General features: G+C 70.4%; 15 protein-coding genes. 8 read left to right on the top strand and 7 right to left on the bottom strand.

The window, feature by feature from the left end; genetic code table 11:
• Positions 1–58: 58 nt before the first annotated feature.
• Together AB0J58_RS29945 and AB0J58_RS29940 are read right to left on the bottom strand one after the other, a co-directional pair.
• Positions 59–949, bottom strand: a complete 891-nt coding sequence (locus AB0J58_RS29945; RefSeq protein ID WP_364221858.1) for a VOC family protein — start codon at positions 947–949, stop codon at positions 59–61.
• Complete coding sequence (locus tag AB0J58_RS29940) at positions 946–1,590, bottom strand: class II aldolase/adducin family protein (protein WP_364221855.1); 645 nt, start codon at positions 1,588–1,590, stop codon at positions 946–948. The genes AB0J58_RS29945 and AB0J58_RS29940 overlap by 4 nt, the downstream gene beginning before the upstream one ends.
• 102 nt (positions 1,591–1,692) lie before the next feature.
• Here AB0J58_RS29940 and AB0J58_RS29935 point away from each other — a divergent pair, with 102 nt between their 5' ends.
• Positions 1,693–2,271 (top strand): PadR family transcriptional regulator, encoded by a 579-nt coding sequence (locus AB0J58_RS29935; RefSeq protein WP_364221852.1) that lies wholly within the window; start codon positions 1,693–1,695, stop codon positions 2,269–2,271.
• Between the two features lie 92 nt (positions 2,272–2,363).
• Here AB0J58_RS29935 and AB0J58_RS29930 read toward each other — a convergent pair whose 3' ends face one another.
• Positions 2,364–3,167 carry a beta-phosphoglucomutase family hydrolase gene (locus tag AB0J58_RS29930; RefSeq protein ID WP_364221849.1) on the bottom strand — a complete coding sequence of 268 codons (804 nt, stop codon included), beginning with the start codon at positions 3,165–3,167 and terminating at the stop codon, positions 2,364–2,366.
• 561 nt (positions 3,168–3,728) lie between these two features.
• Complete coding sequence (locus AB0J58_RS29925) at positions 3,729–4,307, bottom strand: TetR/AcrR family transcriptional regulator (protein WP_364221846.1); 579 nt, start codon at positions 4,305–4,307, stop codon at positions 3,729–3,731.
• 143 nt (positions 4,308–4,450) lie between these two features.
• Here AB0J58_RS29925 and AB0J58_RS29920 point away from each other — a divergent pair, with 143 nt between their 5' ends.
• The 3 genes from AB0J58_RS29920 to AB0J58_RS29910 all read left to right on the top strand — a co-directional run bounded on the left by AB0J58_RS29920 (position 4,451) and on the right by AB0J58_RS29910 (position 8,220).
• Entirely contained in the window at positions 4,451–5,095 is a 645-nt protein-coding gene (locus AB0J58_RS29920) for a CatB-related O-acetyltransferase (protein WP_364221843.1), read from the top strand.
• A 90-nt stretch (positions 5,096–5,185) separates the two neighbouring features.
• Positions 5,186–6,454 carry an erythromycin esterase family protein gene (locus AB0J58_RS29915; RefSeq protein WP_364221840.1) on the top strand — a complete coding sequence of 423 codons (1,269 nt, stop codon included), beginning with the start codon at positions 5,186–5,188 and terminating at the stop codon, positions 6,452–6,454.
• A gap of 236 nt (positions 6,455–6,690) precedes the next feature.
• Positions 6,691–8,220 (top strand): FAD-dependent monooxygenase, encoded by a 1,530-nt coding sequence (locus AB0J58_RS29910; RefSeq protein ID WP_364221837.1) that lies wholly within the window; start codon positions 6,691–6,693, stop codon positions 8,218–8,220.
• A 274-nt stretch (positions 8,221–8,494) separates the two neighbouring features.
• On the opposite strand, the gene AB0J58_RS29905 is transcribed toward AB0J58_RS29910, so the two are convergent.
• Positions 8,495–9,067 carry a TetR/AcrR family transcriptional regulator gene (locus AB0J58_RS29905; protein ID WP_364221834.1) on the bottom strand — a complete coding sequence of 191 codons (573 nt, stop codon included), beginning with the start codon at positions 9,065–9,067 and terminating at the stop codon, positions 8,495–8,497.
• A gap of 407 nt (positions 9,068–9,474) precedes the next feature.
• On the opposite strand from AB0J58_RS29905, the gene AB0J58_RS29900 reads away from it, so the two are divergent.
• Entirely contained in the window at positions 9,475–9,894 is a 420-nt protein-coding gene (locus AB0J58_RS29900) for a YciI family protein (protein WP_343979366.1), read from the top strand.
• 15 nt (positions 9,895–9,909) lie between these two features.
• Complete coding sequence (locus tag AB0J58_RS29895) at positions 9,910–11,196, top strand: DUF6596 domain-containing protein (protein WP_364221831.1); 1,287 nt, start codon at positions 9,910–9,912, stop codon at positions 11,194–11,196.
• Between the two features lie 129 nt (positions 11,197–11,325).
• Here AB0J58_RS29895 and AB0J58_RS29890 read toward each other — a convergent pair whose 3' ends face one another.
• Positions 11,326–11,703 (bottom strand): VOC family protein, encoded by a 378-nt coding sequence (locus tag AB0J58_RS29890; protein ID WP_364221828.1) that lies wholly within the window; start codon positions 11,701–11,703, stop codon positions 11,326–11,328.
• 84 nt (positions 11,704–11,787) lie between these two features.
• On the opposite strand from AB0J58_RS29890, the gene AB0J58_RS29885 reads away from it, so the two are divergent.
• Positions 11,788–12,249, top strand: a complete 462-nt coding sequence (locus AB0J58_RS29885) for a MarR family transcriptional regulator (protein WP_364221825.1) — start codon at positions 11,788–11,790, stop codon at positions 12,247–12,249.
• Positions 12,250–12,369: 120 nt separating this feature from the next.
• Here the strand turns inward: AB0J58_RS29885 and AB0J58_RS29880 are convergent, their stop codons facing one another.
• On the bottom strand, positions 12,370–12,798 hold the full coding sequence (locus AB0J58_RS29880; RefSeq protein ID WP_364221822.1) for a DUF6010 family protein: 429 nt from the start codon (positions 12,796–12,798) through the stop codon (positions 12,370–12,372).
• A 445-nt stretch (positions 12,799–13,243) separates the two neighbouring features.
• Between AB0J58_RS29880 and AB0J58_RS29875 the strand changes: the two genes are divergently transcribed.
• Entirely contained in the window at positions 13,244–14,194 is a 951-nt protein-coding gene (locus AB0J58_RS29875) for a helix-turn-helix domain-containing protein (RefSeq protein ID WP_364221819.1), read from the top strand.
• Positions 14,195–14,473: the final 279 nt, after the last annotated feature.

Genomic DNA, 14,473 nt, shown 5'->3' with positions numbered 1-14,473 from the left:
CGATCGATCACCTTCCTGTGGCTGCCGTTTCGGCCGGGTGAGGCACGGGGGAGCGGGCTCAGCCCTGGCCGAGAGGGCGGCGGATCTGGGGTTGGGTGTGGACGCGGCGCGTGGGGCCCTGCCACATGTCGATCGAGCCCGGCTCGGCCGGGTCGAAGTAGCGGGGCCGCCAGGCGTCCTCGTCGGTGATGAGCCGCACGCCCCAGGAATACTCGTACGTGATCCCCTCCGGCCCCTTGAAGTAGACGAACACCGCCGTCGACTGCGGATGGCGGCCGGGGCCCATCTCGATCTCGACCCCGTTGGCCTCCAGGAAGTGATGGTTGCGCATCAACGCGTCGAGCGAGTCGATCTGGAAGTTGAGGTGGCACAGCCCCGGCTGGCTGCCCTGGAACACGGCCAGCTTGTGGTGGACCTGGTCGATGCGCATGAGGCAGGCCCAGTCGCCGATCCAGTCCGACACCCGGGCGTTGAACAGGCCGGACCAGAAGCGGTACGCCTCGCGCACGTCCGGGGCGTCCAGGCACAGGTGCCCGAACTCGGTGATGCCGGCCTCGCGTCCGTAGCGGACCGGTGCGGTCAGTGTCACCTGGTCGGTCACCAGGTCGATGCGGTTGCCGAACGGGTCGTCGAACGACAGGAAGTCCCGGACCCGGCGTGAGTGGGCCTCCTTGGCGTCGCCCCGTACGACGGTGACGCCGGCCTTCTCCAACTCGGTCTCGGCGGCGGCGAGCGCGTCCTCGTCCCGGACGGTGAACCCGGAGCTGATGACTCCGGACTCCCCTTCGACCAGGGCAAGACAGTGGTGGCGCTGGTCGGCGCGCAGGTAGGCGACGCCGCCCTCCTGGGCGGTGAGCTCCAGGCCGACGATGTCCACGGCGAACCGCAGGGCGGTGTCCAGGTCGGCGGCGCCGGACCGGACGTAGGCGATGTCCTCGAGCTCGATCATGACAACTCCCGGAGATAGGACCAGATGCGGTTGGACAATTCGGATCGCACGGCCCGCCACGACTCCTGCTCGGCGGGCGTGAGGGGGGTGGGGGTGCCGGAGGCGGCGGCGGTGGCGTTCATGCGGGCGGAGGCCTCCAGCACCCACATGAGGGCGACGGCCTGGCCGGCGCTTTCGCCGACGGTCACGGCGCCGTTGCCCCGCATGATCACGGCAGGCGCCGCGCCCAGACGCTCGGCCAGCGCCCGCCCGCGCGCGCGGTCGCGTACCAGTGTCGCGTCGTCGAACACGGGCACCTCGGGCCCGAGGAACGCCCCTTGCCCGTGCAGCGGCAGGATCGGCACCCCCGCCGAGGCCAGGGCCGTGGCGGTGGGCGGCTGTGCCCGGCAGATCGCCCGCACGCCGGGTCGCGCCCGGGCGATCTCCAGGTGGATCCACGCCTCGCGCGGCGTGCCGTCGGGCAGGTCGGTGGCATCCAGCGGGACCTCGGCGTGCTGTGTGTCAGGCCCGAGCGTCCCGAGCGGCACCGGAGGGGTCATCAGCAGCCGGTCGTCCCCGATTCGCAGTGACACGTGCCCGAACGCGGTGACCAGCCCAGCCGCTGCCAGCGCCCGTCCGGCGTCCGCCAGCTCTGTGTTCACACCAGTACCTCTCTGCCCGTGCGCATCTACAAAAACAGGCAGGACAATACAGGTATATTTGTACATGTTCTAGGGCAAGTGGGACGCCTCTATGCTGGGGGCATGTCGCTTCAGCACGCACTGCTCGGCGTCCTGGAGGCGCGCCCGATGAACGGGTACGAACTGACCCGCTTCTTCGATGCCGCCCCGCGCTGGGTGTGGTCCGCGCCGCAGAGCCAGATCTATCCGACGCTCCGCCAGATGGAGCAGGCCGGGCTCATCGAAGGTCAGAAGGAGATCCGTGGCACGCGGCTGAAGCGGACGGTGTACTCGATCACCGAGCGCGGGCTCGAGGAGCTGAGGACCTGGCTGGGCACCGGCCACACCCCGGCCCCGGTACGCGACTCGTTCTCGCTGCAGGCACTCTTCTTCGACATGATCGACGCGGATCGGGCCGCGTCCGTGCTCAAGGCGTACATCGCCGAGCAGGAGCAGCTGATCACCGAGTGGCGCGCGCACCGGGAAGCGTTGCTGGCCAAGGACACCGACCTGCTCAAGGAACGGCTGAAGAACCGCCCGCCGGCCGAGCACGACCGCATCGCCGGGTTGAAGGCGAACGTCTTCGCGGGCCAGGTCGCCGTCGCCCAGGCCCGCGTCGACTGGGCCCGCGAAAGCCTCCGCCTCCTCGCGGAAGGCGTCTGACCGAAGAGATCACCCGCACGTACGTCCGTGTCTTCTTCGACCTGCACCTTGCGCACCGGGCGCCAACCCCTGCCGGACAAACCGTCGCCACGCTATCTGGAGGTCGAACTCCGCGTCCCGGACGGGAAAACCCGCTGGTAACAGAGCGCCGCCAGGTCCTCCACCACCAGGTGCGCGCCGGCCGCGAGCAGCCGCGCCCGGTTGCCGGTCCGATCCACGCCGACGACCAGGCCGAAACCGCCGCGCGCACCGGCCCGCACGCCCGCCTCCGCGTCCTCTACGATCACCGAGCGCGCGGGATCGACCCGAAGCCGCCGCGCCGCCTCCAGGAACATGGCCGGATCGGGCTTGCCGGCCAGCGAGAGCCGTACGGCGTCGCTGCCGTCGACCCGGGCGTCGAACAGATCACTGACGTTCGCCGCCGCGAGCACCGCCTCGCTGTTGCGGCTGGAGGTGACCAACGCGGTCAGCAGGCCGTCGGCGCGTAGCCGCCGTAGCAGCGCCACCGTGCCGGGGAAGACGGTGACTCCGCCTTCGGCCAGTCGCTCGGCGAACAGTTCCTGCTTGCGAGCCGCCAACCCGTGCACGGTGCGCGGTCCGGGCGGACCTCCGGGATTCCCGTCGGGCAGTGCGACCCCGCGCGCGGCCAGGAACGACCGCACGCCGTCCTCCCGGGTACGGCCGTCAACGTAGCGACGATAGTCCTCTTCGACGTCGAATCCGGGAACCGGCGACTCGGTCAGGTCCGGTAGCACCTCGTCGAACAGCGCCTTCCACGCCGCGGCGTGCACGGCCGCGGTGTCGGTGACCACGCCGTCCATATCGAAGATCACCGCCTTGTAGGCCGGAGGCCCGCAGCCTGCCCCGCCCCGATCAGTGAGGCGTTCGATGTTCATGGGATTCTCCGTTCCGCGTGTGGCCGTGACCTGTGTCGATCCCGCGGTCCGGCCAGAGGGCCGCCCGGGAGCTCGGCGACCACGTCACGATCGGGACGGAGAACAGGTGATCAAAACTGAGTCCCGTCTTCCCCTCGGTGGCTCGTTCGGCTCCTCACCCTCACACTGGTCGCACGCACCGGGCGGGCATAGGGCCGCTCGGCACACGGGACAGGGACCAACGTCTCCGAAACCTTGGCCCGCCCGGACCGGCACGACCGTCGAGTAAGCCCGGAGCCGGCAGGTGATGGACGGGTCGGCTTCGGTGTCGGTCGGATTGCTCAGCCCGCGGAAGTGGTGAGAGGGGGAGGCGCTGTGGTGGGCCTCCTCCAGCCCCCGGGCCGAGATCCGCTGTTGCGGCGGCTTCGTCGTGTTCGCGAAGCATGCGCAGGACGGTGGCAGGGGAAGGGGGCCGGCCCTTCTTCGTGCTCTTGGTGATGACGAGCCGGGTGGCGATGTCGCGCAGGCTACGGTGTTCGCCCTGGACAGGTCCGGCCGCGAGCCGCGTCTCATGGCTCCTCGCTATGAGCGTGGTGGCCTGAGACGGGACGTCAGTATGCGTGGCTGGGGCCCAGCCCAGCGAAAAGGGCGTCGAGGATCCGGTCGACATACGCGTGGGTCAGTTGTTCCTGAGTGATCAGGAGTTGGAAGTACAGCGGGCCGGACAGGATCGCCATGGCCAGATCGAGGTCGAAGGCGGGCGACGGTCTTGTCCGCCTGTGGGGCGATGAAGCGCTCGTTGAGCGCGGCGGCGATCTGGGGATCGTGCTGGGCCTCGCCGATCAGGGCCTTGAACAAGGGGCCGAAGGGTGGCCCGGCCAGCAGGTCAATGGCCGAGTAGATCTGTGCGCGCAGGTCGGCGACGATGTCGCCGGTGTCGGGGTAGTCCAGGCCGGGCTCGTTCAGTGACAACAGCGAGTCGAGCAGCAGGGCACCCTTGGATGACCAGCGGCGGTAGATGGTCTGCTTGCTGGCGCCCGCACGGGCCGCGACCGCCTCGATGCTCAGTCTGGCGTAGCCGATCTCCTGGCCGAGCTCCAGGGTGGCCCGCATGATGGCCTCGGTCCGGTCGGCGCCGCGACGGTGGGGCGTGTCGGTCATGCCGATAAGAACGGCCAAGTCACCGCCCGTCTCCGAGAACTACAGGCGGTGTGCCCTGCCCCGGCGCGTACGACGCCGGGGCGGCGAGGCCTGACGTTCTTCAACACACCACCGTCCCTCATCGGAAAGAAGACGATCTCGTGATGCCCGTTCCTGCCGACCCGACCGTGGTGCATCCCATGCCCGGGCAGCCGCGCCTGGTGCTGCTGAAGCCGTTGGTCACCTCGTCGCTGATCGAGGTGGGGGAGTTCTCGTACTACGACGATCCGAACGATCCGACCGCGTTCGAGACCCGCAACGTGCTGTACCACTACGGGCCGGAGAAGCTGGTCATCGGCAAGTTCTGCGCGCTCGGCGAGGGCGTGCGGTTCATCATGAACGGCGCCAACCACCGCATGGACGGCCCCTCGACGTTCCCTTTTCCGATCATGGGCGGGTCTTGGGCCGAACATCTCGACCTCATCACCGGCCTGCCCGGACGGGGTGACACCGTGGTGGGCAACGATGTCTGGTTCGGTTACCGGTCCATGGTGATGCCCGGCGTCCGTATCGGCCACGGAGCGATCATCGCCTCCGGCGCCGTGGTCGTGGACGACGTGCCCGACTACAGCATCGTCGGCGGCAACCCGGCCAGGCTCATCCGCCGCCGCTACGGTGACGCCGACATCGCCCGCCTCCTCGCACTGGCCTGGTGGGACTGGCCGCTCCAGCACCTCATCGAGCACGTCGCCACGATCATGTCCGGCAGCGTCGACGAGTTGGAGGAAGCGGCGGCCCGCAGGCGGTAGGACGCGCCGCGGGTGATGCCTCCGCCCACAGTGTCACGCACCTCCATCTGTCGTTCCTTCACCTTTCACTATGAGAATCGAGCTGTCAGCATGCCTGTTCCGTCCCGCCGCGACCCGTTCGCCGACTGGCTTCGCGGACACGCGGTCCCGCTCGTCCACCTGGACCCCGAGGCGCCGCTCGACGACCTGGAGCCGCTGCGCGACCTCGTCGGTGACGCACGCGTCGTCGCGGTCGGTGAGAATTCCCACTTCATCACCGAGTTCTCGGTCATGCGCCAGCGCATCCTGCGGTTCCTGGTGGAACGCTGCGGCTTCACCGTCCTGGCCTTCGAGTACGGCTTCAGTGAGGGCTTCCCCCTGGACGCCTGGGCCCGGGGGGAAGGCACGGACGGTGAGCTGGCGGCCCGGCTCGATGCGGCGATTCCGGTGGGGGTCGACGAGCCGCTGCGCTGGATGCGCCGGTACAACGCCTCAGCCGCTGAGCCAGTGCGTTTCGCCGGGATCGACATCCCAGCGGCTGGTGGGTCCTTGCTTCCAGCCCTGGCCCCGGTCGCCGACTACCTGCGCCAGGTCGATCCCGAGACCCTCCCGATGATTCAGCGGGCGATGCGGATCGCCGAGTCGTTCGCCGGCGCCTCCGCGGCCTCGGCCGCACCGGCCTGGACCCGCCTGGCCGCTGCCGAGCAGGACGCCCTCAGGGCGATCCTGACGCGCTTGCTCATCCGGTTCCGCGCCGTAGAACTGCTCTACCTCTCCCGTGGTGACCAGCACGGTTACGACATCGCCCGGCGCCGCCTCGAGGCCGCCTGTACCGCCGACTACGGTTTTCGCGCCATGGCGGGCCTGTACGCGGGCAGTGGCCTGACCGCCGACACCTCGGCCAGGGATGTCTACATGGCCGGGTCGGTCCTGTGGCACCTCGAGCGCTCCGGCCCCGAGGCCCGCATCGTGCTGGCGGCCCACAACGCCCACATCCAGAAGACGCCGATCTCCTTCGACGGCCACCTCACGGGGCTGCCCATGGGGCAGCACCTGCACAACTCCCTGGGCGATGACTACGTCGCCCTCGCCCTGACCAGCCCCGCCGGACACACCGCCGACATGCGCCCCGACGAGAACGCGCGCTTCGGCTTCGCCATCGACAACACCGTGCTGCAGCCGCCCGAGCCGGGCAGTATCGAGGCCGCCTTCGCCGAGGCCGGGCTCGGGCTCAGCATCGCCGACCTCCGCCAGGCGCACGAGACCACCGGCCCCGACCGCATCCGGATCCAGAGCGCCTACGTGCACACGCCCGTCCTGGAGGCGTTCGACGGCATCCTCAACACCCCGACCTCCACCGTCGCCGACATCGACAACTGAAATGCGACACATCACGATCCCACCCCGGCCAGGCTTCCGTTCGACCGGCACCACGAGGTCAGCGGGACGCCACCCACTGCCGTACCGCTCAGGCCACGGTGGATGCGCGTCGAGACCGAGGGCGCCATCGTCCAAGCCGCGCAGAAGATCGTCAGCGTAGGCACAGGATCGGCAGAACGGCGAGTGAACGACATGCGCGTGTTGCGGACAACGACAGATTGCGAGGAAAGCGACCGATGAAGAACGCTGACGTGGTCATTGTGGGGGCCGGACCGACCGGCCTCATGCTGGCGATTGAACTGAGCTTGGCCGGGGTGCGACCGCTGGTGCTGGAGCGGTACCCGAACCGCCGCGACACCCCCAAGGCCGGAGGTCTCGGCGGGCAGATCCTGGAGCTGCTGCGCTACCGGGGCCTGCTGGAACGCTTCCAGGCAGCCTGCACCGGCCCCGTCCCGGCGCCTCGGTTCCCGTTCGGCGGGGTGCATCTGGACTTCACCCGGCTGGCGGATCCGCCGCTGCACGCGCTGCCGCTGCCGCAGCAGCAACTGGAGCGGCTGCTCGACGAACGCGCCGACGAGCTCGGCGCGGCCGTACGCCGCGGGCACGAGGTGACCGGGGTGAACCAGGACGACGCCGGGGTGATGGTGGAGGTGCGGGGCCCGGACGGGCCATACCGGGTGAACGCCCGCTACCTGGTGGGCTGCGACGGCGCGCGCAGCCGCATCCGGGACTGGACCGGCATCGGCTTCCCCGGCGTCACCTACCCGGAGGTCAACCGGCTGGCCCAGGTCACGCTGCCAGGCTCGGTGACCGTGCTGGACAACGGCGATCTCGACGTCCCCGGCTTCGGCGCGATCCGCGCGGGTTTCACCCGCACGGACCAGGGTCTGCTCGGCGTCGGCTCCTCACCCGGCGCCCCGAGCGTCTCCCTCTACACCATCGAGGACGAGACCACCGAGTACGACGACGACGTCCCGATGACCCTGACCGAACTCCAGGACAGCATCCGCCGCGTGCTCGGCGCGCACCTGCCCCTGGCCGGATCGACCCGGCTGTCGCGCTTCACCTTCAAGGCCCGCCAGGCCGAGCGCTACCGCGACGGGCGCATCCTGCTGGCCGGCGACGCGGCGCACCTGTTCCCCGCCACCGGCGTGGCGCTCAACGCCGGCCTGCTGGACGCGGTCAACCTGGCCTGGAAGCTGGCCGCCGACCTGCACGGCCGGGCGCCGGCCAGCCTGCTGGACACCTACCACGCCGAACGCCACCTCGCCGGCGCCCGTACCATGCTGCACACCCGAGCCCAGGTGGCGCTGCGGCGCGGGCACGACGCGGCCGCCGAAGCCCTCCGCGAAGTGTTCTCCGAACTGCTCGCCGACGAGCAGCCGTTGCGCCGGATGGGAGCCATGGTCGTCGGCGCCGACATCCGCTACCCGATGCCCGGCACGAACCCCCACCCCCTGGCCGGCACCTTCGCGCCCGACCTCACCCTGCACACCGACCAGGGAATCACCGGCGTCGCCGAACTCCTGCACCCCGCCCGGCCCATCCTCCTCGACCTCGCCGGCCGCCCCGACCTTCGCAAGGCCGCCCGCGCCTGGGGGCAGCGCGTCGACGTCCACACCGCCAAGACCGGCCGGCGATCGGCCGATGCCCTGCTGATCCGCCCGGACGCCCACATCGCCTGGGCCGCAACCATCGACGAACCCGCCGACACCGCCGCGCCGGCGCTGCGCGAAGCACTCTCCAACTGGTTCGGCACACCCTGACATGGACCAGGGGCCGGCCGGGCGCGGCGCGGGCGGCCTGATGGAGCCCGGCGATATGGATCGGGGCCACCTGCCCAGCGGCCAGGTCGGAGGGCGTCTCATCAGGGAGGAGCACGGTGGCGCAGGGGCCGGTAGCCGCTGGCGTCGGTGTCGATCTCCACGGAGATGGCGCTGAGGAAGTTGACGGTTTCGCTGTGGGCCGGCGCCTGTAGGGGTTCGTCCCGAAGGGTGGACACCGGCTGTGAGACGCGGGAGGACAACTGTGATCAGCGGATCAGCGCGAGAAGCGGCCGAGCAGCAACGCCAGCCGCCGCTCGTGGCCCTCGTGCCGGAGCCTGCCGCCTCGCGTGAGCGTCATCAGTCCGTGCAGGCCGCCCCAGAGGGTCTCGGTGAGCAGACCCAGGTCGTCCTCCCCGGCCAGCGGCCGTACGGCCTCGCGTAACTCGCCGAAGGCCGCATGCGGGGCGGCCGGTGCTTCGGGGCCGGCGGGCGGCAGGTCGACGGCATGGGTGAACATCGCGTCGTACAACGCGGGTCGCCGCTCGGCGAACGCGGCGTACGCGGCGCCGACGTCGGCGAGGGCCTGGCGAGGGTCGGCCGCCGACGTACGGGCCGCGCGCAGCTCGGCGGCCAGGTCGGCGAAGCCTTCGACCGCGACCGCCGCCATGATGGCGTCCTTGCCCTTGAAGTGGCTGTAGAGCACCGGCTGGCTGTACTCGACCCGTTCGGCGAGGCGACGGGTCGTCACCGCCTCCCAGCCCTCGGCCTCGACCAGCTCCCGGGCCGCTGCGATGATCAATCGCTCCCGCTCCGCCCGCTCCCGCTCCCGGCGCGTTTGAATCGACATGAGACGATCCTAGCACCACTAGAAATTCTACCAATGCTATGGTAGCGTCGATCGTGCCTCTAGCCCTGACATTGGTCGGAGAAGCCCACCCCCTCGCCTATGGCCTGGCCGTCGTACTCCACCTCTTCGTCATCTTCATCGGTGTCCGGTTGCCACGCGCACTTTCACAGCGGACCCAGGTCACCGTGGCCGAAGTGCCGTCATCCGGGAGGTGGCGGGTGAGGAAGCGCGGTGAGCCGTCCTGCTCGGTTCCCGGCCTGTCGCCGTGCCCGGGCGCGTCGATGGCCGCCCTCCGAATCCGAATGCCGGAAGAAGATCGGCGGTTGTGTCGATTCACGGCACTCCCGTTCGACCTAGGGATGAGAGGATCCGCGAGAGGGTCCCGGACACCCCAGGGAGACAGCACGATGAAGTACATGCTGATCATGCGCGCCACCGACGAGGCCTTCGCGGGGATGGCGGACATCGACTTCGGCAAGATGCTCGAGACCGTCGGCAGGTACAACGACGAGATGATCCGGGCCGGTGTGCTGGTCGCCGCGGAGGGACTCGACGACGCCGCCGAGGGGGTGGTCGTCGACTACTCCGCCGAGCCGCCCGTGGTGACCGACGGCCCGTACGGCGAGACCAAGGAGTTGTTCGGCGGGTTCTACATCCTCAACGTGGCGTCGAAGGAGGAGGCCGTCGAGTGGGCCAGGCGGTCGCCGATGACCGGCCCGGGTTTCAAGACCGAGATCCGCCGGGTCACCACGATCGACGAGTTCCCGCAGGACAACGAGTGGGTCCAGAAGGAACGGGCGTGGCGCGAGGCCACCGGCCAGCTCTGAGCGGATCGGCAGGAGATGGCCGAGCCCACCGGCCGTGAGGCCGTTGCCGCCGTCTGGCGGATCGAGTCCGCACGGATCGTCGGCGCGCTCGCGCGCTACACCGGAGACTTCGCGTTGGCCGAGGACCTCGCCCAGGAGGCGCTGGCCGAGGCACTCGTGACCTGGCCACGCGACGGCGTGCCCCGCAACCCCGCGGGGTGGTTGCTCACCGTCGGCCGGCGCCGCGCGATCGACGCGTTCCGCCGGCGCTCCGCCCTTGACGAGAGGTACGCCGCCCTCGCCCGCGACCTGGGCGAGGGGGAGGTGCTCTCGGGGAGCGCACCCGCCGATCCGGTCCGGGACGCCGAGGGCGTGCTGTGGGATCCGGACCAGATCGATGACGACGTGCTCGCGTTGATGTTCATCTCCTGCCACCCCGTGCTGTCGCGGGAGGCGAGGGTGGCGCTCACCCTGCGGGTGGTCGGCGGTCTGACCAGTGACGAGATCGCCAAGGTGTTTCTCGTTCCGGCCGCCACCGTTCAGGCCCGCATCACTCGGGCGAAGAAGACCCTCGGGGCGGCCCGGGTGCCGTTCGAGCTGCCGTCGGCCGAGGAGCGGGCCGAGCGGCTCGGCTCGGTGCTCAGCGTGGTCTACCTGATCTTCACGGAAGGGTCCTCGGCCAGCTCCGGTGACAGTCTGATCCGACTCGACCTCGCGAGCGAGGCACAGCGCCTCGCGCGGGTGCTGAGCCGGCTGGTGCCGGACGAGCCCGAGGTGCACGGCCTGCTGGCGCTACTCGAGCTGACCGCGGCGCGCTTCCCCTCCCGCACCGGACCGGACGGCGAGCCGGTGCTGCTGGAGCGCCAGGACCGCCGCCGCTGGGACCGCGCCGCGATCCGCCGGGGACGAGCCGCCCTGGCTCGCGCGGCGCGGGTCGGCCGGGGGCTGGGCGCCTACGGCCTGCAGGCGGCGATCGCCGAATGTCATGCCCTCGCCCCGTCGGTCGACGCGACGGACTGGGAGCGCATCGTGCTCGTCTACGAGGCGCTCGGCCGGCTCGCGCCGTCACCGGTTGTCGACCTCAACCGGGCGGTGGCGGTCTCCATGGCCCGGGGGCCGGCTGCGGCGCTGCCGATCGTGGACGAGCTGGTGGCCGCCGGAGCGCTGTCGAACTCGCACCTGCTGCCGAGCGTTCGCGGGGAACTGCTCACCCGCCTGGGCCGTATCGGCGAGGCGCGCACCGAACTGGAGCTCGCCATACGATTGTGCGGCAACGAGCGCGAGCGGGCGGTGCTGGAACGTAAACTCGCCGACCTCGGCTGACCGGCCCGGAGGAACACCCGAGACGCGTTTTCCCTTGTCGGCTCAGGACACGACTCTCGCGGGGGGAGCCCTCCGGGAGGCGCACACTCGCCGAGAGCGAGAAAGAGCCGGAGGGGATGATGGCGGCGGTCATGGTCGGCCTCCGTGCGCGGTGAGGGTGTAGCCCTCGGGGCCGGTGAAAGTGAACATGCGGCCGAAGGGACTGTCCTTGGGCGGAGTGATGATGGGCACCCCGGCAGCGGCGAGCCGGTCGTGCAACTCCTGGGCGTCCGTGGTGCGGAACCACAGGGCCACCCCGAGGCCGGGCCGCGCGACGTCGTCGAGGTCCACACCCGGCAGCGGCTCGCGGACGGCGAACGGGATCGGCGCGGTGGTGAACACCACCGCACCGGGAGGCGAGGCCGGTGCCCGTCGCAGTCCGAGATGCTTTTCGCAGAAGGCGGCCGCTGCCTCGACATCGCGTACCTGCAGCGCGATGAAGTCAGGGCCGTCGACGGTGGCGGTCATGGGTCCTCCCGGGGTTCCTTTATGTCAGGACTTTGACATTAAGGGAATGTACTCGCGGCGGCCCACCTATGTCAAAATGCTGACATGGAAGACCGGAAGCCCGTGGACCCGCCCCATCCCGCTCGGGACGTCACCGAGCACGTGGGATACCGCCTCAAACGCGCCGCTGCGGCGCTGCGCGGCGCTATGGACAAAGCGCTGCGCGAGCACGGCCTGACGGTGCCGCAGTACGCATGCCTCGAACTCCTCGACCAGCAGCCCGGCCTGTCCAACGCCGAGCTCGCCCGCGGCGCATTCGTCACGCGGCAATCCATGAACGTCGTCCTTCGCGGTCTTCAGGACGCAGACCTGATCTTCCGGCCTGCCAGCGCCGACCACGGCCGCGCCCTTCCCGCGCACCTCACCGCAGAGGGCCGCAGTCGTCTCGACGCGGCCCGGTCCGCCGTCTATGCCATCGAACGGCACATGGTCGACGCGGTCCCGCAGCGGCGCCTGGCCGCCCTCCTCACCGACCTCGACCGCATGGCGGAAGCCCTTGGCGGTTGACCCGCCGAGCCACCGCGGCCGGCCGCGCCAGGGCGCCCGGCTGACCTTGTCCGCCCAGCTCGGAGTCCTCGATGAGTTGATCTTGTCCGGTGTTTCGACTGGACCCGGAGCTGAGCCGATTCACTCTCCGGCAGGGCCGATCGGCATCGCGGGCTCGCGGGACAGACGGGCACGCGCCCAGTCCAGGATCGATGGCCCGCCCGCGAAGCACCACAGCGCCACAACCGGGTCGCAGATGGCGCAGCCGAAGGAGGAATGCTCGGCGAAGGGGAGGATGGGGTTTCCCTTGAGGTGGTGCACGACGTCCCAGGCGGTGTGGAGCAGCCAGCCGATGCCGATCCAGGTCCAGCTGTTGAGCCCCCGGTAGGCGACATAGGTCATGACGACCGGCAGGACGAACTCCCAGTACCCGAGCCCGCCCCCGCTGAGGTAGGCGGCGCCCGCACCTCCGACCAGCACGGCGTTGACCTGGCGTCGACGCGGCTCGGGGATCAGGGACATGAGGGAAACGCAGATCAGCCCGATGACGATCGGCATGACGATGGACATGGAGTGTGACGATCCGTTCTGGGGTAGGGGTGCTTCGGTTGACGCGGACCTGCCCGGTCCGCTCCGTCGCCCTGTCGAGGCGCCGCAGGACCGGCGGTCCGCCGATCTCCGGCAGCCGGGCCAGGGCGGCGGCCATGAGGGTGCGCCGCGGGTCGCGGGCGGCGCCTTCGGCCCTCACCGGTTCGGCGATCACGGCATGCCCGCGGCGTGCGGCACCTCATCAGGGTGTGATGGCAGCTAAAAGTCATGCATGCATCGGCGCTGCTCCTTCTTCGCTTGCCCGGATCTCGCAGCGCAAGGCTAGAGCGGCCGTCCTCGGCGCCCCAGGGGCTGAACCGACAATCTCCAACGGGTTCCCGCCATCGGGCCCTGGCTGCGAAGACGGCCGCGTCAGGCGCTTCACCTGCCTGTTCGTGGTCGGCGAATTCTCGCCTACCGTGTCCTCATGCACACGGTGGCGGTCCTGGCTCTGGACCATGTGGTGGCGGCCGACATGGCGACGCCGATCGAGGTGTTCGGGCGTGCCCGGCTGGCGGACGGGCGCCGGCCGTACCGGGTCCTGGTCTGTGCCGCGACGCCGCAGGTGGCCGGCGACGCCTTCACGCTCATCGCCCCGCACGGCCCGGAGGCGCTGCGGGAGGCGGACACGATCGTCGTGCCGGGATGTTCCGAACAGGCCGCCCCGCCGGCCCGGGAGGTGCTCGACGCCCTGCGCGCGGCCGCGGCCGCCGGCACCCGGATCGCCTCCATCTGCGTGGGGGCGTTCACCCTTGCCGCGACCGGGCTGCTGGACGGACTGAGCGCGACCACGCACTGGGTGGCGGCTCGTCGGCTGGCCCGGATGTTCCCGCGGGTGGATGTGCGGCCGGATGTTCTGTACGTTGACAACGGCCAGATCCTGACCTCGGCCGGGGCCGCCGCCGGCCTGGACCTGTGCCTGCACATCATCCGGCGGGATTTCGGCTCGGCGGTCGCCGCGGACTCGGCCCGGCTGTCGGTGACGCCGCTGGAACGGGAGGGCGGGCAGGCGCAGTTCATCCCGCACGCCCAGCCGCCGGTACCCCAGGGGTCGCTGCTGGAGCCGGTGCTGTCGTGGATCGAGCACAACCTCGCCCAGGAGGTGACGCTGGCGGAGATGGCCACGCGCAGCGGGATGAGCGAGAGGACCTTCAGCCGCCGCTTCCGCGAGCAGACGGGCACCACCCCGCTGCAGTGGCTGCTGCGAGCACGCGTACGGCGCGCGCAGTTCCTGCTGGAGACCACCGGCCACGGCGTCGAACGCATCGCCGCGCAGGCCGGTTTCGGTTCGGCCACCGCGTTCCGGGAGCGGTTCAAGCGCGTCGTCGGCGTCACGCCGCAGTCCTACCGCTCCTCTTTCCGGACGAACGCCTCCTGAAGATTCCGCCTCTGAGCCGTGAACGAGTTTTCGGGGCCGGACCGGCCGGGTTCGTGACGGGCGTGCCCGCCGTGTACTCGACGCGCGATTCCTGCCGCCCACACCCCCGGCAAGACACCGGCGCCCGGCCCGCCGACTCCGGGCGCTGGAACACCATCCCCGCCCGACGGCCGTCGGCACCTGGCACGAGGCCTCAAGAGTTCCACGGTTCTTCGCTATCATGTGGCCATGTCCGGTCCCGAGGCGTCAAGACGTTAGCCACCGGTTCTTCGGTGGCTT

Source organism: Streptosporangium sp. NPDC049644 (assembly GCF_040675205.1).
In the GTDB taxonomy this organism is placed as follows: Bacteria; Actinomycetota; Actinomycetes; order Streptosporangiales; family Streptosporangiaceae; genus Streptosporangium; species Streptosporangium fukuiense.
This window is presented reverse-complemented; position numbering and strand designations above follow the sequence as displayed.